The sequence below is a fragment of the Spirillospora sp. NPDC048819 genome, from assembly GCF_040650055.1.
GTDB lineage: Bacteria > Actinomycetota > Actinomycetes > Streptosporangiales > Streptosporangiaceae > Spirillospora.
In genome coordinates, this window is record NZ_JBEZGN010000002.1 from 1 (window position 1) to 21,002 (window position 21,002).

Annotated in this window: 21 protein-coding genes; 9 read left to right on the top strand and 12 right to left on the bottom strand. The window is 71.3% G+C overall.

Going from position 1 to position 21,002, the window contains the following annotated elements:
• Window positions 1-210 precede the first annotated feature (210 nt).
• On the bottom strand, window positions 211-648 hold the full coding sequence (locus AB0C35_RS03075; RefSeq protein ID WP_358449881.1) for a hypothetical protein: 438 nt from the start codon (window positions 646-648) through the stop codon (window positions 211-213).
• A gap of 802 nt (window positions 649-1,450) precedes the next feature.
• On the opposite strand from AB0C35_RS03075, the gene AB0C35_RS03080 reads away from it, so the two are divergent.
• Window positions 1,451-1,702 (top strand): hypothetical protein, encoded by a 252-nt coding sequence (locus AB0C35_RS03080; protein WP_358449883.1) that lies wholly within the window; start codon window positions 1,451-1,453, stop codon window positions 1,700-1,702.
• Between the two features lie 86 nt (window positions 1,703-1,788).
• On the opposite strand, the gene AB0C35_RS03085 is transcribed toward AB0C35_RS03080, so the two are convergent.
• Both AB0C35_RS03085 and AB0C35_RS03090 read right to left on the bottom strand, forming a co-directional pair.
• Window positions 1,789-1,968 carry a DUF397 domain-containing protein gene (locus AB0C35_RS03085; RefSeq protein ID WP_358449885.1) on the bottom strand — a complete coding sequence of 60 codons (180 nt, stop codon included), beginning with the start codon at window positions 1,966-1,968 and terminating at the stop codon, window positions 1,789-1,791.
• The gene (locus AB0C35_RS03090) at window positions 1,965-2,741 is read right to left on the bottom strand and encodes a helix-turn-helix transcriptional regulator (RefSeq protein WP_358449887.1); all 777 of its coding nucleotides are present in this window, start codon (window positions 2,739-2,741) and stop codon (window positions 1,965-1,967) included. The genes AB0C35_RS03085 and AB0C35_RS03090 overlap by 4 nt, the downstream gene beginning before the upstream one ends.
• A gap of 139 nt (window positions 2,742-2,880) precedes the next feature.
• On the opposite strand from AB0C35_RS03090, the gene AB0C35_RS03095 reads away from it, so the two are divergent.
• The 4 genes from AB0C35_RS03095 (at window position 2,881) to AB0C35_RS03110 (ending at window position 6,639) form a co-directional block, all read left to right on the top strand.
• Entirely contained in the window at window positions 2,881-3,309 is a 429-nt protein-coding gene (locus AB0C35_RS03095; RefSeq protein WP_358449889.1) for an ATP-binding protein, read from the top strand.
• 28 nt (window positions 3,310-3,337) lie between these two features.
• Window positions 3,338-4,075: a tetratricopeptide repeat protein gene (locus tag AB0C35_RS03100; RefSeq protein WP_358449891.1), complete on the top strand. Its 738-nt coding sequence runs from the start codon at window positions 3,338-3,340 to the stop codon at window positions 4,073-4,075.
• A gap of 8 nt (window positions 4,076-4,083) precedes the next feature.
• Entirely contained in the window at window positions 4,084-4,431 is a 348-nt protein-coding gene (locus AB0C35_RS03105) for a hypothetical protein (protein ID WP_358449893.1), read from the top strand.
• A 138-nt stretch (window positions 4,432-4,569) separates the two neighbouring features.
• Window positions 4,570-6,639 (top strand): SpoIIE family protein phosphatase, encoded by a 2,070-nt coding sequence (locus AB0C35_RS03110; protein WP_358449895.1) that lies wholly within the window; start codon window positions 4,570-4,572, stop codon window positions 6,637-6,639.
• A gap of 39 nt (window positions 6,640-6,678) precedes the next feature.
• Here AB0C35_RS03110 and AB0C35_RS03115 read toward each other — a convergent pair whose 3' ends face one another.
• The 3 genes from AB0C35_RS03115 to AB0C35_RS03125 all read right to left on the bottom strand — a co-directional run bounded on the left by AB0C35_RS03115 (window position 6,679) and on the right by AB0C35_RS03125 (window position 8,991).
• Window positions 6,679-7,539 (bottom strand): alpha/beta hydrolase, encoded by an 861-nt coding sequence (locus tag AB0C35_RS03115; protein ID WP_358449897.1) that lies wholly within the window; start codon window positions 7,537-7,539, stop codon window positions 6,679-6,681.
• A 14-nt stretch (window positions 7,540-7,553) separates the two neighbouring features.
• The gene (locus AB0C35_RS03120) at window positions 7,554-7,961 is read right to left on the bottom strand and encodes a hypothetical protein (protein WP_358449899.1); all 408 of its coding nucleotides are present in this window, start codon (window positions 7,959-7,961) and stop codon (window positions 7,554-7,556) included.
• 124 nt (window positions 7,962-8,085) lie between these two features.
• A complete protein-coding gene (locus AB0C35_RS03125; RefSeq protein ID WP_358449901.1) occupies window positions 8,086-8,991 on the bottom strand; it encodes a sigma-70 family RNA polymerase sigma factor in 906 nt (301 codons plus the stop codon).
• Between the two features lie 87 nt (window positions 8,992-9,078).
• Here AB0C35_RS03125 and AB0C35_RS03130 point away from each other — a divergent pair, with 87 nt between their 5' ends.
• Complete coding sequence (locus AB0C35_RS03130; RefSeq protein WP_358449903.1) at window positions 9,079-10,044, top strand: ATP-binding cassette domain-containing protein; 966 nt, start codon at window positions 9,079-9,081, stop codon at window positions 10,042-10,044.
• Between the two features lie 25 nt (window positions 10,045-10,069).
• Window positions 10,070-10,903, top strand: coding sequence for an ABC transporter permease (locus AB0C35_RS03135; RefSeq protein ID WP_358449905.1), 834 nt, complete (start codon window positions 10,070-10,072; stop codon window positions 10,901-10,903).
• 19 nt (window positions 10,904-10,922) lie between these two features.
• Here the strand turns inward: AB0C35_RS03135 and AB0C35_RS03140 are convergent, their stop codons facing one another.
• Both AB0C35_RS03140 and AB0C35_RS03145 read right to left on the bottom strand, forming a co-directional pair.
• Window positions 10,923-12,734: a hydantoinase B/oxoprolinase family protein gene (locus tag AB0C35_RS03140; RefSeq protein WP_358449907.1), complete on the bottom strand. Its 1,812-nt coding sequence runs from the start codon at window positions 12,732-12,734 to the stop codon at window positions 10,923-10,925.
• On the bottom strand, window positions 12,731-14,794 hold the full coding sequence (locus AB0C35_RS03145) for a hydantoinase/oxoprolinase family protein (protein WP_358449909.1): 2,064 nt from the start codon (window positions 14,792-14,794) through the stop codon (window positions 12,731-12,733). The genes AB0C35_RS03140 and AB0C35_RS03145 overlap by 4 nt, the downstream gene beginning before the upstream one ends.
• Before the next feature lie 145 nt (window positions 14,795-14,939).
• Here AB0C35_RS03145 and AB0C35_RS03150 point away from each other — a divergent pair, with 145 nt between their 5' ends.
• Window positions 14,940-15,314: an FKBP-type peptidyl-prolyl cis-trans isomerase gene (locus AB0C35_RS03150; RefSeq protein WP_358449911.1), complete on the top strand. Its 375-nt coding sequence runs from the start codon at window positions 14,940-14,942 to the stop codon at window positions 15,312-15,314.
• Window positions 15,315-15,376: 62 nt separating this feature from the next.
• Here AB0C35_RS03150 and AB0C35_RS03155 read toward each other — a convergent pair whose 3' ends face one another.
• Window positions 15,377-16,036, bottom strand: coding sequence for a carbon monoxide dehydrogenase subunit G (locus AB0C35_RS03155; RefSeq protein WP_358449913.1), 660 nt, complete (start codon window positions 16,034-16,036; stop codon window positions 15,377-15,379).
• Window positions 16,037-16,252: 216 nt separating this feature from the next.
• Here AB0C35_RS03155 and AB0C35_RS03160 point away from each other — a divergent pair, with 216 nt between their 5' ends.
• Window positions 16,253-17,095: a polysaccharide deacetylase family protein gene (locus tag AB0C35_RS03160; protein ID WP_358449915.1), complete on the top strand. Its 843-nt coding sequence runs from the start codon at window positions 16,253-16,255 to the stop codon at window positions 17,093-17,095.
• Window positions 17,096-17,217: 122 nt separating this feature from the next.
• On the opposite strand, the gene cutA is transcribed toward AB0C35_RS03160, so the two are convergent.
• From cutA to AB0C35_RS03175, 3 genes are read right to left on the bottom strand one after another with little or no spacing between them, the layout of a single operon-like run.
• A complete protein-coding gene (gene cutA / locus AB0C35_RS03165; RefSeq protein WP_358449917.1) occupies window positions 17,218-19,632 on the bottom strand; it encodes an aerobic carbon-monoxide dehydrogenase large subunit in 2,415 nt (804 codons plus the stop codon).
• Complete coding sequence (locus AB0C35_RS03170) at window positions 19,633-20,133, bottom strand: (2Fe-2S)-binding protein (protein WP_358449919.1); 501 nt, start codon at window positions 20,131-20,133, stop codon at window positions 19,633-19,635.
• The gene (locus AB0C35_RS03175; RefSeq protein WP_358449921.1) at window positions 20,133-20,996 is read right to left on the bottom strand and encodes a xanthine dehydrogenase family protein subunit M; all 864 of its coding nucleotides are present in this window, start codon (window positions 20,994-20,996) and stop codon (window positions 20,133-20,135) included. Before AB0C35_RS03175 ends, AB0C35_RS03170 begins: the two co-directional genes overlap by 1 nt.
• Window positions 20,997-21,002: the final 6 nt, after the last annotated feature.

Sequence of the window (21,002 nt, forward strand, 5' to 3'; positions counted from 1 at the left end):
GAACCGCCGTCGGGTCTCCACCCGCTTGAACCTCCAGGCCACCCGGCCCACCAGATCCTCCAACATCGTCTGCCACCGGCCAGGGTCTACGCTGGGCCCAGCGGCCACCACGCGATCTTCGGTTGTCCTCACAAACACCCATGATCACGCGGTGGCCGTCTGCATGCTCCAGCACCCCCACCAGCAAGATCACGACTTACCGCTGGAGTACTAGGTGTCATAGTAAATTCTGCCCCACCACCGGAACGGCGTGTTCTGGGGCCCGCCGCCGAACGTGGCGCAGATCTTGAAATCCCAGGTTCCGTGAAGCAGCGCGACCTGCCTGAAACCGCTGTTCGGAACCGAGAACCAGCCCGAATAGCCGTCGGCCTTGCCGGTGCTCGGATCGATGACCTTGAACTGCATCGTCTGACCCTGCCCGTTGAAGTCAGAACCCTGGACCCAGATATAAACCCACCCTGATGACGTCGGTGTACCGGGCATCGTCTTGATGGCCGAGTCTGGTTCACACCAGTAATTCCCACCGGCATAGCCGTACCCCGAGATCGGGCCTTCGTCAGCATGCGCGGTGCCAACGCCCGAGGCCGTGAGGCCTGCGGTCATAGCCGCGACCGCCACGGCGTTGACGAGCGTGCGTACGCGTTTCACATGATCCTCCAGCTGGCGGGCCCGTCTGCCGATGTCCCGTGGGCCATTTGCGTCCTGAGTACCTGGATCGGACTATCGGTCCGCTATCAGGCACCTGTCAGCCCAGGTCACCGCTAAGGCACCACGAGCCGGGCCACGTCGCGCAGTCGCTGTCTTTCTCAGCCGAGGAAGTTTCGTCTGGAGGCCCGCGACACCTTCGACCCGGCGACACCCGCGTTCCAGGATCGGCTCGCCGACCGGTCGCACAAATCCCGCCAGTCCGGTGATGGCGACCAACGTCCAGTGCTTCGGGCTCGCTTCCTGGACGCGCCGGATGGTCAGAACCTGGTGCGGCACGCCATCCGGCAGATCGCCGGACGGCACGGAGGACGGGACGCCACTCGGCGTGCAGACGATCGTCGTGGCGCACGCGATCGCGACGGCCGGCCACACCCGGGGACCCCTTTCACCTTCGTCACCGAAGGCGGCGTCTCACCTTCGTCACCGAAGGCGGCGTCGAGTCGGCCGTGGAATCGGCCCTCTCGGGAACGCGGCGGGACCATCGCAAGAATGAACCACGCGCAGGGTGGCGATAAGTGCTCGCGCCCCTACAATGCGGAACCATGTCACATCCTCCTCCATACGGTCATGGCCCCCAGGGGCCTCCCCCATATGGCCAGGGCCCACAAAACCCTCCCCCATACGGCCCAGGGCCGCACAATCCTCCCCCTACCAGGGAAGCGATCCCTATCAGCAGCCCCGCCGAGGCGACTACCGCCCGCCGGCGCCGCAGCGCCGTGACGGCGCCGGTGCCGTCGCCGCGGTGGTTCGCCTGGTCACCGGCTTCGTCGCGGCGGTCTTCGCGTTGCACATCGTGTTCGTCGTCTTCGAGGCCAACCAGGGCAACGGCTTCGTCAACGGCGTCTACGACCTCGCGAAGGTCCTGGTGCTCGGCCTCGGCGACGTCTTCACCCCGGACGACGCGAAGCTCGGCGTCGTCCTGAACTACGGGCTGGCGGCGCTGCTCTACCTCGCCGTGGGCCAGTTCGTCATCCGCATGATCAGCCGCCCCTGACCACACGGAGGCCGCCGGTCCGGACGTCGTCCACCATGCCCGGACGACGCCGAGATCGGCCTTCGCGACGCCGGAGGCCACGCGCCCTAGCGCCGTTTGATCCCCTCCACCAGTGCGGCGAACTGAGCAACGGTCAGGCTGAGATGCCCACCACCCGGGTCCTTCGAGTCGCGCACCCCGATACCCGGCGCGAGTCGTCCCAGCTCAACGCACTGGTGGTCATTGGTGCCGCCGCTGTGGCTGCTCTTCCGCCAATGAACGATCATGAGTACTGCTCCAAGTAATGCTCGACGAGGGCGCGCGAGGCATCTTCGGGGAGGGCCTTCGCGCCGATACGTTCGAATCTAGTCGAAAAGTCCCTCACCTCTAGGGGGCTCTCGATCAAGCGTCCGCCGTGTTGGGCGCCGGCGTAGGCGACGTCCCGCTCTTCCAGACAGATAACTTGGAACGGCCCATCGAATCCTTGGTGAGCGCCAGCCGCAGTCGGCACGATCCGCATAATGACGTTCTGGTGGCCCGCCACGTCGAGCAGGTGCTCCAGCTGGTGCTTCATGACCTCGGGACCACCGATGGGAGATGCCAGAACGCTTTCATCCACGAGCATCCACAGCGTAGGTGCGTCTGGGCGCTCCAGGATCAAGCGCTGCCGCTCCACACGCATGGCGATCCCGGCCTCGATGTCCGTGGTCGTCTCCGTTTCAAGGAGCGCGCGGATGTAGCCCTCGGTCTGGAACGGTCGCGGGATCGCCTTCCCGTGGTAGGTCTTGATCGCCGTGGAGCGCTTCTCGTACTCCATGCACTGGCGGGCCCAGTCCGGGTCGTGCGCCATTCGGGCAAACCAGAGAATGAGCTGAAAAAGCAGACCTGTCCCGTAGTGCTTGTCGAGCAGTCGCATGTGATCGTCCTGAGGACGGCGCCTGCCCGCCTCCAGGTTGGAAACAGTGGACCGGGCAGTCCCGATGATCTCACCGCACTGAGTGAGCGACAGGCCGGCCTTCTCCCGCATGAAACGCATGAAGAAGGCCAGGAAGTGCCACATGGAGACCCGAGGGTCCAGGGGTTCGCGAACGGGGGGCACCGCGTCTCCTTGGTTTCAGATTGGGCGAGTACACCAGAAGGGTAAACATCTCTCGTGATCCTTGTCGCGGGAAATCGGAAACCGAGGCAAGGACGGGACGATGGTGACGACGGCGACCGGGGACTTGATCATCCCCCTTATGGGCACACCGGCCTCAGTGGGACTCGCGCGCACCCTTGTCGACGCGCGAATTCGCAAATGGAACTACTTTCATATTCTGGACAATGCGCTTCTCGTCGTCTCGGAGCTCGTCACCAACGCGGCCGAGCACACACCGCACAAGGAGCTGCGGCTCCAGCTCAGCCGGGACGCTCACGGGATCATCATCGCCGTCTGGGATGGCAGCCCCGAGCTGCCGCGGGTCAAGCCCAAGGCCGACCTCACCCTCGAAACCCTCGACCTCTCCGAGGACGCGTTCGACGACAACGGCGGCCGGGGCCTGCACATCGTCCGGGCGCTCTCGGCCGCCTGCGATGTGACTCGCGATCCCAATGGCGGCAAATGGGTATGGGCCCGAATCGTCCCGTGAAATGAAGTCACTTCAGTAGGTTGGCGGGATGAGCGTTGATGACAGGCTCTCTCAGGGGATCGGGCCGGCGGCAGTGATCGCGCTGAAGCAGGCGGCGGCCGAGGACGACACGAACGCCGCACCCGCCTGGTGTGCGCGGCTGGCCCGGTTCGGGCTGGTCGAGGCGGCGCAGGACCATTTCCGTCCGGCGGCCGAGAGCGGCGACCTCGCCTCGATCAAGTGCATGGTGTGGCTCGCCTGGGAGGTGGGCCAGGAGAACGACGCCGTGACATGGCTCGGCCGCGCCGCCCAGGACGGGGACCCGTGGGCGATGTACGAACTGGGACGGTCCCTGCCTCAGGAGGCCGAGCGCTGGTATCGCCGCGCCGCCGAGGCGGGCCACGCACCGGCGATGAACAACCTCGGTTCCCTCCTCAGCCGCGCCGGACACCGCGACGAGGCGATGGACTGGTATCGGCGCTCCGCCGAGGCCGGCTTCGATATCGCGATGAACAACCTGGCCATCCAGTACGTCCTCCAGGGGAGCAACACGGACGCCGAGCGGTGGTTCCGTGAGGCCGCCACCGGCGGCAGCGTCGATGGGATGGCCAACCTGGGACGCCTGAAGCTGGAGGCGGACGACCTTCCGGAGGCCGAGTCATGGCTCACCGCCGCAGCCGAGAAGGGGCACGCGGGCGCCGTGGAACTGCTCGCCGACCTGCTCACCCGGACCGGCCGCGCGGACGAGGCCGCGGCCTGGCGGACACGAACGGCCCCCGGACCATGATGATCAATGTGGATCGCGGCAGCGTCGCCATGGGCGACGATGCCCTCCCCCATGCCGAGACGATCGATCTCCCGCCCGAGACGTCGCTGGCCGACGTCGTCTCTTATCTCTTGGACCGGCACTTCCTCGCCTCGATCGCGAGCGGCCGGGCCACGTGGATTCTCGTCGCCGACCGTCCCCTCGCGGTCGTGGCGCAGCAGTGGGACGAGCCCCGCTTCCTCGTCGACGCGTCACGGCCGATCAGCTCGTTCGGCGCAGACGGGAACGGCGTCTCGCTCATGTTCCGGTACTGGAAGCAGCGCGACCCCGACCATGTCTTCGAGGAACTGGCCGCCGGACGCGAACCCGAGCGCTGAACGACCCCGCACGGCCACTCACAGTGTGCGAAGGGAAGCAAAAGGTCACTGCAATCCGGTCGGCGGCCGAGCTACGGCCGAGTGTTGTGGGTAGGGCTACAAATTACGGTGCGGCGGACCGACGGGGGGGGACGCTCGATGCACGACACCGGCGAGCGTGCGATGGGATGGCTTGCGCTGGAGGCGTTCGATCCGGCGCCGGTCGCGGTCGCACTGACCATCGGGCCGGAGCACCGGCTGGTGTACACCAACCTCGCCTACCGGGCCTATGTCGGAGACCGTCCGCTCGGCCAGCCGATCGGAGACGCGTTCGGCGGTCAGGCGCAGCGGGACTACGGCGGCCTGTTCGACCACGTGCTGGCCACCGGGGAGCCGGTCAACCTGGTCGAGGCGCCGGTGAAGCTGGCCCCCGCGGGCGCGCCCGGCGAGGAGCGGTCCTTCTCCTTCAGCCTGTCCCGGTTCGACCACGACCGGCCCGGGGTGCTGGTGATCGCGGTGGACGTCACCGAGCAGGTCGTCGCGACGCGGCGGGCGGACCGGACGACCGAGGAGCAGCGGCGCTGGCGCCGCCGGTTCGAGAGCCTGGTGTGGATGAGCGCTCAGATCGTGTGGGCGGCGGATCCGGCGGGCGGGGTGATCGAGTCGAGCGGTGGCTGGGAGCGCGTGACCGGGCAGAGCCGGGAGGAGTTCAGCGGCGACGGCTGGTCGGACGCACTCCATCCCGACGACCGCCTGCCGGCGCTCCGGTCGTGGCACCAGACGCGCCGGCAGGCCCGTCCCTGGCACTACACGTACCGGGTGCGGACGCGGGACGGCGAGTACCGGCACTTCGAGATCCATTCCGCGCCGGTGTACGAGAACGGCACGGTGGTCGAATGGATCGGCACTTCCAGCGACGTCGAGGAGCAGTGGCGGCGGCAGCAGCGCCAGGAACTGCTCGACCGGGCCGCGGGGGCGGCCACGGAGCAGGCCGGACTGGCCGAGATGTTCGCCGCGCTCGCCGACGTGCTCGTTCCCGCGCTCGCCGACGGCTGCGGCCTGCACCTGCTCCCCGATCTCATCGACCATCCCCCGGGCGCCCCGATCATCGCCCGGCGCATCGCCACCGCCGCGCGGGACGGCCTGCCCCGCCAACCCCCGGCCGGTGAGGAGCGGTTCGCCCCCGACAGCGGGTTCGCCCGCGCGCTGCGGCAGCGCCGGCCGCTGTACCGCACGTTCCCGCCGGGCCGGCCGCCGGCCGATCTGCTGCCCAGGAGCACCTCCGCCTGGCTGGCCGAAACCGAGGCCACCAGCGTCGTGCTGATGCCGGTCATCGTGGACGGCACCGCGGCGGCGGCGGTCACCGCCGCCCGGCGCGACGACCGCGCGCCCCTCGGGCCCGACGACATCGCCCTCATGAGCCAGGTCTTCGAGTACACCCACGACGCGCTGAGCGGCGCCGTCCGGTTCCATCGCACCCAGCAGGTGGCCCTGGCCCTGCAGCACGGCCAGCTCGCCGACCCGCCCGAACTCCCCGGCCTGGACATCGCCGCCCGGTACCGGGCCAGCCCCGCGGCGGCCGAGGTGGGCGGCGACTGGTACGACTCGTTCGTCCTGCCCGACGGCGCGACGGTGCTGGCCATCGGCGACGTGGCGGGCCACGACCTGGCCGCCGCCGTCGGGATGAGCCAGCTGCGCAACATGCTGCGGGCCCTGACCGCCGACCGCGTCGCCCCTCCCGGCGAGATCCTGCACCGGCTCAACACCGCCATGGAAACGGTCGCCCCCGACACCACGGCGACCTGCATCCTGTCCAGGATCGAACAGCCCGAACCCGGCCGGTGGCGGTTCAGCCACGCCGCGGCCGGACATCTCCCGCCGCTCCTGGTCACGCCCGGCGGCCGCGGCCGTTTCCTGAAGGGCGCCGCCAACCCCCTGCTGGGCGTCCCGGTCGACCAGCCGTACCGCAGCGCGACCGAACCGCTGCCGCCCGGCGCCACCCTGCTGCTCTATACCGACGGCCTCGTCGAACGCCCCGACGAACACCTGGACGCGAGCCTGGACCGCCTCCGCCGCCGGGCGTCCGCCCTCGCGCCCAGGCCCCTGGAGCACTTCTGCGACGGCCTCCTGGAGCACCGCCCGCCGGCCGGCACCGACGACATCGCCATGATCGCCCTGCGCGTCAATGGCCTCCAAGGCCGGCATGTGGTCGCCGGCAGGCGGGCTTGACCGGCCGCCCCGGCGCTCCCCCGCCCCGCGCGGGCGGGCTCAGGTGGCCGCCGTCTTCCTGCTCTGGAGGGTCCTGAGCGCCTCGATGAGGTAAGGGCGGAACGCGGCATGGTTCTCGCTCATCGGGAAGTGCCCGATCTTCTCCATCTTGATGAAGGTGCCCTTCTCGATCGCACCGGCGGTACGGGCGCTGTCCTCCGGGGTGGTCAGGTAGTCGTACTCGCCGGTGAGCATCACGACGGGACACCGCTCGCCGTCGATCTTGCCGAGATCCTCCCGCAGGTCGTGGTCGACGGAGTAGAAGTGCAGATCGCCCTTGAACGCCTCGGAGCCCTGGGAGTAGTAGAACCAGGTCTTCCAGCGGTCGGCGTCGGGCGACTGGGGCGCCATCAGGTCCCACACGCCGCTCGCGCAGACCTGGGCGGCGTTGGCGTGCGGGTGCTGCCACCAGTCGAGGTAGAACCCGGGCGAATAGTCGGCGCCCTCGACCGACAGGACGCCCGCGAACCGGTCGGGCCGCCGCAGCGCGAGCTGGAGCGCGACGTTCCCCCCGAACGAGGAGCCCATGAAGATCGGATCTTCGAGTTCGAGCGCGTCGCACAGCGCGACGATGAAGTTGACGAAGTGGTCCGCGGTGAGCTTGTACTCCTCCTTCCACCACTCGGTGTTCTCGGGCGGGTCGGACTTGCCGTGGCGGGGCAGGTCGTAGGCGATCACCCGGTAGTTCGAGGTGATCTCATCGTCTTCCAGGAGGCCGCGCCATTGGTGGTTGTGGCATCCGGCCGTGTGCTGGCAGACGAGGGGCTGCCCGGTGCCGTTCTCCAGGTAGAAGACCTTGTACTCCAGGCCGTCGGCCTCGACGGTCACGTAATGGCCGGTGACCGGGGAAATCCTGCTCACGGTGATCTCCTCTCTCAGACGGGCGGGCCGACGACGCGAAGCAGTTCGATCTGCCGGGTGAGGCAGCGCAGGTTCTGCATGAGGACCAGGACGTCGCCTTCCAGCCGCATGTCGCGCTGGAAGGTGGCCGCCCAGATCCCGTGGTACATCGGCGCCGGCACCCGCTCCCCGAAACCGCGCCATGTCTCGGCGCTCGCCCTGATCGCGAACTGGTAGGGCACATCGAGCGGCCCCGGATCCACCGTGACCTGCGTGACCCGCCCGGACTCCACCTTGACCGCGTAGCCGCGGTCGGTGGCGTCGAGGAGGTAGGTGCAGGTGAAGTACTTCCCGTGGGCCTGAATCTCAGGGTCGTCGTTGCTGGCCGCGGTGAACGCGTCGGCCCACTCCTGGGCCGGCACGGCCCGAGGTGGTGCAGTCATGATCAGAGCCCCTCTCCGCACTGGACGACTCGGCCGTCAGCGGCCGCCATACCCATTCGCCCCGGACCCATCGGATCCGCGACGGCCAATATCCGGCCAAGTCAGGCGGGACGCCGGTACGGCGTCACCGGGCGTTGCGCGGGTCGTCGCCGGCCGGCGGGTGGTGGGGGAGGAAGTCGACGTCGAGGCGGGCGACGTGCTCGGGGTCGGCGATGATGTCGATCGCGGTGATCTCGCCGCCGGCGATGGTGAAGGCGAACACCACGCGGATCGTTCCGCCGGTGGTCCAGGCGGCGCCGGCGGCTCCGTCGACCAGGGCCGGACGGGCGGCCTGGGCGTGGCCGGACAACCGCCTGGCGATGCCGGTCGCACCGCTGAGCTCGGCCTTCGCGCCCATCTGCATGGCCGTCCGGTCGGCGCGCAGGACGGCGTCGGGGTGCAGCAGTGCGAGCAGTTCGTCGAAGTCGCCGTCGCGGGAGGCGGCGAGGAAGGCGCGGACGATGTGCTCCTTGCGGACGGGATCGGTGTCCGGGATGCCGTCGGCGGACTGGATCCGGCGGCGGGCGCGGCTGGCGAGCATCTTGGTCGCGGACGGGGTCCGGTCGAGGATGGGGGCGATCTCCCGGTAGGGCACGGCGAACATGTCGTGCAGGACCAGCGCGAACCGTTCGGCGGGCGTCAGCGTCTCCAGCACGACGAGCAGCGCGACGCCGACCGAGTCGGCGAGCAGCGCTTCGTGTTCGGGGCCGTCCGCCGAGGCGCCGGCCGTCTCGGGGAGCCGGGCGTCAAGGGGCTCCTCCCGCCGCGCGGTGCGGGAACGCAGCATGTCGAGGCAGACGCGGCCGACGACCGTCGTCAGCCACCCGCCGAGGTTGTGCACGCCGGTGACGTCCGTGCGGTGGAGCCGGAGCCACGCCTCCTGGACGGCGTCGTCGGCCTCGCTGACCGAGCCCAGCATCCGGAAGGCCACCGCCCGCAACCGGGGCCGGTCCTCTTCGAAGCGCTCCGTCAGCCACTCGTCCTCCACCATCGTTACCTTCCTCCCCCGCCGCCCGTCATAACGGTGACGAACCGGATGCGGCCGAGGTAACACCGGGCCGGGCGAGGAGAACCACCGATGACGGAGCCGATCATCGAGGCCGACGGCCTCACCAAGCGGTTCGGGAAGGTCCAGGCGCTGGCCGGGCTCGACCTGACGGCGCAGCGCGGGCAGGTCACCGCCGTTCTTGGGCCCAACGGCGCGGGGAAGACGACCTTCGTCCGCGCGGTCGCGACGCTGATCCGCCCGGACACGGGACGGCTGCGGGTGGCGGGCGTCGACGTCGCCCGCCACCCGGAGCGCGTACGGCGGATCATCGGTCTGGCCGGGCAGTACGCGGCGGTCGAACCGACCATGACCGGGCGCGAGAACCTGCGCATGGTGGCGCGCCTGTTCGGCCGGTCGCGCCGGGAGGCGGCCGTGAGCGCGCGGGACGTCCTGGCGCGGCTCGGCCTGGAGGACGTGGCGGACCGTCCGGCCAAGACGTACTCCGGCGGCCTGCGGCGAAGGCTCGACCTGGGGGCGACCCTGGTCGGCGCGCCGCGGCTGCTTCTGCTCGACGAGCCGACCACGGGCCTCGACCCGCGCAGCCGCAACCACCTGTGGGAGACCATCCGCGACCTGGTGGCCGAGGGCACCGACGTGCTGCTCACGACGCAGTACCTCGACGAGGCCGACCGGCTCGCCCACCAGGTGGCGATCATCGACCACGGGAAGGTCATCGCGCACGGGCGGCCGGACGAGCTGAAGGCCCTCACCGGACGCGACATGATCGAGGTCCGCGCGCGCCGCGCCGCGGATCTGCCGGCGATCGCGCGGGCGCTGGCGCCCGTCGGCGCCGAGGAACCGCGTACCGACGCCGGCGGGAACCGGGTGACGGTGCCGGTCGCCGGGGGGCCGCCGGCGATCACGGCCGCCGTCCGGGCACTCGGCGGTCTCGGCCTCGAAGTCGACGACATCGGCCTGCGCCGTCCGACGCTCGACGAGGTGTTCCTCGCCTTGACCGGGGCGCCGGCCGAGTCCGGCCACGCCGAAGTCGCATGAGCGGACGAACCCGAGGAGGAACACCATGACCACCGACCGTGTCGTCGCCGTGAGCGTCGAGGCCCGTCCCGCCGCGCCCGGCGCGAGCGCGGCCGCCACCATCGGGCAGGTGGCCGCGCGCACTCTGCGCAAGTACACGCGCTCGCCCCAGTTGCTGGTGGCCGGCATGGCGGCGGGCGCGATCTTCATCGTGCTGTTCCGCTACATCTTCGGCGGGGCCATCGACCTCGGGACGGTCCCGTACGTCGACTTCCTCATCCCCGGCATGGTGCTGACCAGCGTGCTCATCACGGGGACCGGGACGGCGGTCGGCGTCGCGGAGGACGGAGACCAGGGGGTCTTCGACCGGCTGCGGTCCCTGCCCGTGCCCCGGAGCGCGCTGCTCGCCGGGCGGGCGCTGGGCGAACTCGTGATCGTGGCGTGGGGAACCGCCGTCACCGTGGCCATGGGGTTCGCCGTCGGTTTCCGGCTGCACGGCGGCATCGCCGAGGCGCTGGCCGCGTTCGCGCTGTGCATGGTGTGCGGCTTCGCGTTCCTCTGGATGTTCATGTGCATGGGACTGGTGTCCGCCAACGCGCAGGCCGCGCAGGGCACGTCGATGGTCGTCTATCCGGTCATCTTCGTGTCGAGCGCCTACGTGCCCGTCGGGACGCTGCCCGGCTGGATGCAGCCGATCGCCGAACACCAGCCCGTCAGCGTCATGGTGAACGCGGTGCGTTCACTCGCCCTGGGCGACCCCTCTGTGGCCAGCCTCAGCCACACCACCGGGTACTGGGTCGCGCTGTCGCTCATCTGGGCGGCCGGAATCCTGGCCGTCTTCGCTCCGCTGGCCGTCGTCCTGTACCGGCGCTCCACCTGACCGCCTGCGAGCGACCTGCTCAGAGGGTGTCGAGGTCGGCGGACGGGAGTCCTCCCGAGAGTTCCCGGTAGCCGGGGCCCCGGTCGAAGAACGGGGTGGGGGTGCGTTCGGCACGTAGGCGCGTGCGCAGGGTCGCGGTCGCTTCTTCGTCGACGTGGCCGTCTGCAAGTACGACGCCGTAGTCGGCGCGGGCGCCCTCGGGCGAGACCTTGCCGTCGCGGACGTCGTCCGCCACGCGGGACGGGTCCCGGTTCAGCGGGTCGCCCCAGCCTCCGCCGCCCGTGGTCCGGATGCGGATGATCTGGCCGGCCTTGACGGGATGGTCGTCCACCAGGCCCTCCATCTCCTCGCCGTCGATGTCGACGCGGAACGGCCGTCCCGCCCGGCCGCCGTTGACGCCCCAGCAGGACAGGATCGAGCGGTCGGCGATCGACATGTAGTGGGCGTCGCGGAGCATCCGCAGGTGCTTGTCGTAGCCGAGGCCGCCCCGGTACTCCCCCGGCCCGCCGGAGTCGACGGCCAGGCCGAGGCGTTCGACGACGAACGGCCAGCGGGCCTCGGCGAACTCGGCGGGGATGTTGCGGGAGTCGGGGACGACGTGGATGGTGTCCTCGCCGTCGGCGTAGTAGCGGCCCCCGGAGCCGCCGCCGAGGACCTCGCGCATCAGGTAGGGGCCCCGGTCGTCCTCGCCGTAGACGCCGGTATAGCGGATCGTCTCCTGGTCGGCGGGCATGCGTCCGCCCGTGGCCTTGGCCAGGACGCCCGCGAGGACGCCGAGGAGGCGCAGGATGACGAACGTGCGGGCGTTGGTCGGAGCCGGGAAGACGGGGGTGAGCAGCGTCCCCTTCTCCGGGAAGCGCATCTCGATGAGCGGCACGACGCCCTCGTTCACGTCCAGTTCGGCGGCCCGTTCGGGGGTGTCGGCCAGGTTCCGCAGGACGGGCGCCAGCCACTTCTTCAGGAAGACGCCGCCGGCGTAGTCGCCCGCGTGGTTGATGGGCCCCTTGGCCTGGGGCGACGTGCCGGTGAAGTCGATGACGAGCGGGACGTCCGCCGCCTTGTCGACCGTCAGCGTGATGCGCTGGGCGTGCAGGCGGGGCGGGTCCACGCCGTCGTGCTCGGCATAGTCCTCCCAGACGAACGTCCCGTCCGGGATCTTGGAGAGCAGTTCGCGGCGGAACGTCTCGGTGGTCTTGTCGATGACGGCGTCGAAGCACGCCTCGATGTCCGCGCGGCCGTAGCGGGCGAACAGGTCGCCCAGGCGGCGGGCGCCCATCAGGCAGGCCGAGCATTCGGCGTCCAGGTCGCCGGCGAGGGAGTCGGGCATGCGCGAGTTGCGGGTCATGATGGTCAGCGCCGCCTCGTTCGGGACGCCCCGATCCCAGAGTTTGATCGGGGGGACCATCAGGCCCTCCTCGAACGCGCTGCGGGCGTGGCTCGGCATCGAGCCGGGGACGGCGCCGCCGATGTCGTCGTGGTGGCCGAACGCCTGCACGAAAGCGACCACCTCGCCGTCGTGGAACACGGGGACGGTGACGCACAGGTCGGGAAGGTGCCCGATGCCGCCTTCCGACAGGTACACGTCGTTGTGGAAGAACACGTCCCCGGGACGCATCTCCTCCGGCGGGAAGTCGCGGGCGACCGGCTGGACGAGGGCGGAGTAGGAGCGGCCGGTCAGCTTGCGGAGGCGGCGGTCGTGGATGCCCGCGCGGAAGTCGTGCGCGTCCCGGATCATCGGGGAGCGGGCCGTCCGCGCGATGGCCGTCTCGACCTCGCGTTCCACCGACGCGAGGGTGCCCTCGACGATCTCCAGGAGGATCGGGTCGATCATCGGGTCACCACCAGGTTGCCGTAGCCGTCGAGTCTCGCGGTGAAGCCGGGGTGCAGCGGCAGCGTCGAGCCGAACTCCTCGATGACGGCCGGTCCCCCGATCGTGTCGCCGGGGGCGAGTTTCTCGCGCCGGTAGACGGCCGTCTCCTCCCAGGCGTCGAAGCAGACGGCCCGCGTGCCGGTGCGGGCGCGCGACGGGTCGCCGTCGCCGGGCGGACGTTCCGCCAGGCGGGGGCGGGCGATCGGGCCGATGCCGGAGACCCGCAGGTTGACCCATTCGACCGGGTGCCGCGGGTCGTCGCGGTAGCAGTACCCGTAGAGGGCCTCGTGGGCGTCGTGGAACCGGCGGACGACCTCGGCGCGGAACGCCTCGTCCGGCGACCCGGCGGGCGCGGGGACCCGGACCTCGAACGCCTGCCCGTAGTACCGCAGGTCGGCGGAGCGGGCGAAGCGGCGCCCGTCCTCCGGGAACCCCTCGCGTTCGAGGGCGCCCGCCGCCTCGTCTTCGAGGTCGGCGTAGACGCCGTCCAGCAGCGCGGGGTCGAGTTCGGCGTCGCGGACGACGCGCGTCCGGACGTAGTCGTTCTTCACGTCCACCGTGAGCAGCCCGAACGCCGACAGGTTGCCGGGGTTCTCGGGGATCACGGCGGCGGGCAGGCCGAGCACGTCGAGCAGCCGGCACGCGAGCAGCGGCCCGGAGCCGCCGAACGCGACGAGGGGGTAGTCGCGAACGTCCAGGCCCCGCTTCACGGTGATCTGCCGGATCGCGTTGGCCTGGTTCCACGCCGAGATCTCCAGGACGCCGGCGGCGGCCCGCTCGAAGGACAGGCCCAGTTGTTCCGCGAGGGTTTCGACGCCCCTCCGGGCGGCGTCCACGTCCAGCGGGACCTCGCCGCCGAGGAGGTGCGGCGGGATGCGGCCGAGGACGGCGTGCGCGTCGGTCACCGTCACCTCGGTGCCGCCGCGCCCGTAGCAGAGCGGGCCGGGGTCGGCGCCCGCGCTGCGCGGGCCGACCTTCAGCGCGCCCTCGGGCGACCGCCACGCCACCGAGCCGCCGCCCGCCCCGACGGTCACGATGTCGATCATCGGGATCTTGACGGGATGGCGCCCGATCGTCCCCTCCGTCGTGAGCGTCGGCTCGCCATCGAGGACGACTGCGACGTCGGTGGACGTGCCGCCGCCGTCCAGCGTCACGACGGAGCCGCGGCCCCCCGCCTCGCGGTGGGCGACGACGAACGCCGCGCCGAGCGCCCCCGCCGCCGGGCCGGACAGCACGGTCGTGATCGGCTGCCGGGCCACCTCCTCCGCCGACAGCACTCCCCCGTTGCTCTTCATCACCAGCAGGCGGGCGGCGACGCGTTCGGCGATCCGCGCCAGGTAGCCGTTCATCGCCGGTTTGACGGCGGCGTCCACGAGCGTCGTCACCGACCGCTCGTACTCGCGGTACTCGCGCAGCACCTCGCACGACAGCGACACCACCGCGTCCGGGTGCTCGCGGGCCAGCACGTCCCGCATCGCCAGCTCGTGCGACGGGTCGGCGTAGGAGTGCAGGAAGCACACCCCGATCGCGAGGATCCCCGCGTCGCGGAACCAGCGGGCCGCCGCGACCGCCGACTCCTCGTCGAACGGGCGCAGTTCCGCGCCGGTGTGGTCGAGCCGCCCGCCGACCGTCCGCACCCGGTGCGCGGGGACGATCCGCGGCGGCTTCACCCAGAAGTAGCTGTTGCCGTAGCCGTCCGGGACGCTCTGCCGCGCGATCTCCAGGATCGACTCGAACCCCTCGGTCGTGACGAACCCGAGGTCGTCGATCCGGTCCTCCAGGAGCCGGTTCGTCGCGACCGTCGTGCCGTGCGACAGCGCCGCCACGTCCTCCGGTTCCGCGCCGAGAAGCCCGAGCACCTTCCCGACGCCCGCGGCGAACCCCTCCGCGGGGTCGGCGGGCGTCGAGGGCGTCTTGGTGGTGACGAGCCCCCCGCCGTCCCCGGTCGCGTCCATGTCCAGCGCGACGACGTCGGTGAACGTCCCGCCCGTGTCGATCCCGATCCGCAGCCGCCTCGCCATGGTCAAGGGTCTACCGGACGCGCCCCACCTGCGGAACCGTCGTGATCTGCCAATGGAGGCGATGTTCTTTCGTCAGACCGCGTTGCCGCTAGGCTGGGCCGTTCCAACCGACCGACGCATTCCACGAGACCGCTGGAGCCCGTTCATGGCGCTTGAACGCCCCGAGATCGACTTCCCCGAGGGCCAGCCGCCCGCGTACCTCGACATCACCGACATCACCGAGGGTGACGGCCCCGAGGCCGCCAAGGGCTCGAACGTGTCGATGCACTACGTCGGCGTGTCATGGTCGACCGGCGAGGAGTTCGACGCGTCCTGGAACCGGGGCTCGACCCTCGACTTCGAGCTCGGCTCCGGCCGCGTCATCAAGGGCTGGGACATGGGGCTCGTCGGCATGAAGGTCGGCGGCCGCCGCAAGCTCGTCATCCCGCCGCACCTCGCCTACGGCGACCGCAGCCCGAGCCCGGCGATCAAGCCCGGCGAGACGCTCATCTTCGTCGTCGACCTGATGGCGACCAGCTGACGCTCGCGACCGGCGGGCACCCCGGGGCGATCGATCGCCCCGGGTGTGCCCGCCGTCGTTCTTCAGCGGGTGCGGGACCGGCGGCCCAGCAGGTAGCCGAGCGCCACGCCGGCTAGCGCGACGGCGCCGCCGGAGGCGAAGGCCGCCGCCATCGGCCATGCGACGGACGCCCGCTCCGGCTCGGCCGCGGCGCGTCCCGCGTAGACCGCGCCGGTCGCGGCGGGTGCGCCGGTCGCGGCCGGCGCCGGCGGCGCGGCGGACTCCGGTTCCGCGGCGGCGGCCGCCAGTGCGGCCAGGTCGCGTTCGACGGCGGCGAAGAACTCGCCGGCGGTGCGTTTGGCGACGCTGCCCAGCATCCGCTGGCCGACGCCGCCGACCATCCCGCCCACGACCGCGTCCGCGTCGTAGTCGATCTGGGTCGAGCCGTCGCCGCCGGTGAGCCGCACGCGGACCGTCGCGTCCACCGTGCCGGGCGCGCCCTGCCCGCGTGCGCGCAGGACGAACGAGCGCGGCGGATCGGGTTCGGCCAGTTCGACCCGCCCCACGTACGTGCCCTGGATCGAGGCGACGCCCGCCGTGACGGTCATGCGGTAACAGTCGGGTCCCGTCTCCTCCAGGGAACGGCACCCGGGGATCGTCCTGGCCAGGACCGCCGGATCCTGGAGCGCGTCCCACACGCGGGCGAGCGGCGCGGCGACGGTGGCACTGCCGTTGAGCTGCATGACCCGACTTTAGGTAATGGCGCCTCCGCGCCGAACGGCAACATCTGCCGAGTCCACGCCGAGGTTTGGGCGAAGCTACCCGGATGGCACCTGGAAATGGTCAGATATGTCCGGCAGGTTCCGTCGGTTGCGAACTCCCGTCGCCACCGGCGCGTCAACCGAGACGCAAGCCCCCGAACGACCTGACCCCTTCCGACCGAACGGAGTACGCGGCAGATGCGAGGGAAGACGCCCGTCATCACCATGGTGGCCGCCGGAGTGCTCGGCGTGGCCGCGGGCGGCTGGCCCGTCGCGACCGCCCTCGCGGGCGACTCCGGACCGCCGATGCGCACCCAGCTCGCCTCGGTGCTCGGCGACCAGAAGTGGGCGACGCCGAAACCCGGCTCCTGGACGATGCCCGAACCCTCCAAGGACGGGCTCCCCCCGGTCATCAAGAGCATCGAGACGCAGGACCGCGTCGTCTTCCTCACCATCGACGACGGCTACACCTACGACGCCGAGTTCGTGAACCTCGTCCGCAAGGAAAAGGTTCCCATGATGACGTTCCTGACCTCGACCTACATCAAAGGCCAGGGACAGTACTTCTGGGCCATGCGCAACGCGGGCTCGGTGATGGAGAACCACACCGTCAACCACCCCAACATGGCGACACTCGGCCCGGACGCGCAGAAGAAGGAGATCTGCCAGGCGTCCGACGAGATCCAGAAGCAGTACGGGCGCCGCCCCGAGATCCTCCGCCCCCCGTTCGGCAGCTTCAACGAGACCACCCGGCAGATGGCCAAGGAGTGCGGCATCAAGTCGATCCTGCTGTGGTCGGCGGAGTTCTACAACGGCACGTCCGGCCCCGGCGTCGGCTTCAACGGCTTCGCGCGCAGCGACGGCGGCAAAGGCTTCAAACCCGGCGACATCGTCCTCATGCACTACCGCAAAGGCCTCGCCCAGCAGCTCCAGATGATCCTGGACTGGATCGAGCAGGCCGGCTTCCGGCCCGCCGCCGTGGAGAACTACCTGCCGAGGTCCCTCGGCGGCACCGTCCCCGACAAGCCGACGCACGGCTGAAAGCCGACCTTCCCGGAGGAATCCCGGTTACGCCGAACGCGATGGCGGCCCTTCACTATCGTCAACACGCTGGCGGGGTTGAGGTCCCCCGCAACCCGAGCCAACCCCGCCAGCACCACTCGTCAACCTGCGCGGACGCCCTCCCGGAGGCGTAGCGCCGGGTCCCTCGCGGCGCGCCGCCGGAGCAGGTAGAGCTCGTCCGGGGAGATCGGCATCGAATCCACGCGGACGCCCTCCGCGTCCTCGATCGCCGAGGCGATCACCGCCGACACCGGGATGACGCCCGCCTCCCCCGCGCCCTTGATGCCGAGGGGGTTCAGCGGCGACGGCGTCTCCAGATGGTCGGTCTCGATGCGCGGGATCTCCGTCGCGTACGGCATGAGGAAGTCCATGAACGAGGCGTTGAGCAGCTGCCCGGACTCGTCGTAGACCATCCGCTCGTACAGCGCGCCGCCGATGCCCTGCGCGACGCCGCCGTGGATCTGCCCCTCGACCACCATCGGGTTGATGAGCCGCCCGCAGTCGTGGACGACCGCGTACCGCAGGACGGCGATCTCCGCCGTGTCCGGATCGACCTCCACGATCGCGGCGTGCGCCCCGGCGGCGAACGTGGACCGGACGGGCGAGTAGTAGTCGCGTCCCTCCAGCCCCGGCTCGTCCCCGGCCGCGACGGGCGGCTCGGTGACCGGGCGGCCGACCGCGAACTGCGTCGCCGCCGCGGCCTCCTCGTCGAACGCGTACCGCAGCGGGTTCGACAGCACCGCGACCGTCCGCAGCGGGACCGCCGACGACGAGTCGCCCTTCACGTGCACGACGCCGTCGGTGATGTCGAGGTCGCGGGGGTCGGCTTCGAGGGCCTCGCCGGCGATGCGCAGCGCCTTGTCGCGCACCTTCCGGGCGGCGAGCGCGATCGCGTTGCCGCTCATGACCGCCGCGCGGGACGCGAACGTCCCGACCGCGTACCCGAACCGGCGGGTGTCGCCGGTCGTCACGTGCACGTCCTCGATGGGGACGCCCAGTTCCGCTGCGGCGATCTGCGCGAACACGGTCTCGTGCCCCTGGCCCTGCGAGGTCAGCCCGGTCGAGACGTGCACCCGCCCGGCGGTGTCGATCTCGACGTGCCCGCCCTCGTAGGGGCCGACGCCCGTGCCCTCGACGTAGACGCCGAGGCCGATGCCGAGGCGGCGGCCATGGGCCCGCGCGGCGGCGCGCTCGGCCTCGAAGCCGTCCCAGCCGATCAGGTCCCGCGCCTTGCGGAGCAGCTCCGGGTAGTCGCCCGAGTCGTAGATGAGGGGGCGGCCGTCCTGGAACGTCAGGCCCTGGTCGTAAGGGAACTCGTCGGGCTGGATGAAGTTCGCGGCGCGCACGTCGGCGCGGTCGCGGCCGAGGTGGCGGGCGACGCGGTCCATCGTCCGCTCCATGCAGAACACGCCCTGCGGGCGGCCCGCGCCCCGGTACGGGGTGACGATCAGGGTGTTGGTGTAGAGGCTGACGACCTCCGCCCGGTACGCGCCGATCTTGTACGGGCCGAGGAGCTGGGTGGACGTGACGATCGGGATGATGATCCCGTACGGGGTGTAGGCGCCGTGGTCGTGCCGGATCCGGACGTCCAGGCCGAGGATACGGCCGTCGTCGTCGAACCCGACCCGCACGTCCTGGAGCTGGCCGCGCTCGTGGGCGGCGGACACGAAGTGCTCGCGGCGATCCTCGGTCCACTTGACCTCGCGGTCCAGCAGCCGCGCCGCCCACGGGACGAGGATCTCCTCCGGCCACGGGTGGACGATCTTCACGCCGAAGCCGCCGCCGACGTCCGGCGCGACCACCTCGACCTTGCCGTTCGGCAGCCCGAGCCGCGCGGCGATCGCGGCGCGCACGCTGGTGGACGCCTGCGTGGACGAGTAGACGCGCAGCGACCCGTCGTCGGCGTCCCACCGCGCGTAGACGCCGCGCCCTTCGAGGGGCATCGAGGCGCTGCGCTCGATCGCGAGGCTGAACTCCAGCACGTGCGGGGCCGCGTCGATGGCGGCCGCCGCGTCCCCGTTCTCCTGGACGAGGACGGCGCCTGCGTTGCCCGGCACATCGTCGTGGACGAGATGCTCGGCCCGGGAGGCCGCCTCGATGCCGACGACGGCGGGCAGCGTCTCGTACTCCACGCGGATGCGTTCGGCGGCGTCCTCGGCCAGGTAGCGGTCACGCGCGACGACCATCGCGACGGGCTCGCCGACGTGCCGGACGACGTCGCGGGCGAGCGGGTAGCCGGTGCGGCCGTGGGTGAGGGACGGGTGCGGGATCAGCAGCGGCAGCGGCTCCCCCACCCGGCCCGGCAGGTCCTCCCAGGTGTAGATGGCGACGAGGCCGTCGACGTCGATGGCCTCCGACACGTCGATGTCGGCGATCCGGGCGTGCGCGTGCGGGGACCGGACGAACGCCGCCGCGAGGGCGTCGTGCCCGAGGTCGTCCAGGTAGCGGCCCCCGCCGGTGAGGAGCCTGCCGTCCTCGCGGCGCTCGACCGGCTCGCCGAAGACCCGCGTCCCCATCTAGCTCTCCCCTTCTTCGGCCTGCCGGGCGAGCAGGTCGGCGGCGCGGTGCACCGACTTGACGATGTTCTGGTAGCCGGTGCAGCGGCACAGGTTCCCGGAGATCCCCTCAAGGACCTGGTCCTCCGTCGGACGCGGCGTCTCGCGCAGCAGCGCCGTGACGGTGCAGAGGAACCCGGGGGTGCAGAAGCCGCATTGCAGGCCGTGGCATTCGCGGAAGGCCCGCTGGACCGGCGACGGCGTCCCGTCCTCGGCGGCGAGGCCCTCGACGGTCGTGATCTCGTGCCCGGAGGCGGTGACGGCGAACATCAGGCACGACCGCACCGGCTCGCCGTCCAGCAGGACGGTGCAGCAGCCGCAGACCCCGTGCTCGCAGCCGACATGCGTGCCGGTGAGCCCGAGGTCGTGCCGGAGCAGGTCCGACAGCAGCCGCCTGGCGGGGACGCGCGCCGTTCGGTGCGTCCCGTTGACGGTCAACGCGACCTCGAAGGACGTCTCCATCACTCTCCCGCCTTCCGCAGCGCCTCGGCCGACGCGGTCGTCAGGGCGCGCTCGGTGAGCACGCCGGTCAGGTGCCGCCGGTACTCGGCGCCCGCGTGGATGTCGGGTTCGGGGTCGACGCGCTCGCGGACGTGCGCGGCGGCCGCCGCCCAGTCGCCGTGCGGGCCCGCCGGGCCGGTCAGGTCGAGGACGAGCGGGACCTCGCAGACGCCGAGGTATCCGGCGCGGGCGGCCGACACCCGCAGGTCCTCGTCCAGGGTGACGACGGCGGCGACTCCGGCGAGCGCGTAGTCGCCGTGCCGCCGGGCCGTCTCGGTGAACGCGGTGCCGGTGCGCGGCGGCGCGGCGGGGAAGAACGCGGAGACGGCCAGCTCGCCGGGTTCCAGCGCCGACTCCAGCGGCCCGCCGAAGAACTCGGCGGCGGGGATCGTCCGGCGTCCCCGCGCCGACGCCGCCTCGACCGTCCCGCCGAGGACCGCCAGCACGGCGGGCATCTCCCCGGCGGGATCGGCGTGCGCGAGGCTCCCGACGACCGTGCCCCGGTTGCGGATGACGGGGTGCGCGACATGCCGGAGCGCCTGCGCGAGCAGCGGCTGGACGGCGGCGGCCTCCGCCGAGCGCTCCACCCGCGCGTGCCGGGCGAGCGCGCCGACCCGCACGCCCCCGTCCCCCGCGTGGACGGTGTCGAGTTCGCCCACGCGGTTGATGTCGACGAGGTCGGACGGGGCGGCGAGCCGCATGTTGAGCAGCGGGATGAGGCTCTGGCCGCCCGCGAGCACCTTGCCCGACGGTGCGGCGGCGAGCGCGTCCAGTGCCTCGTCCAGGGTGGCCGGGGCGTGGTAGCCGAACGGCGGTGGCTTCACTGCGCG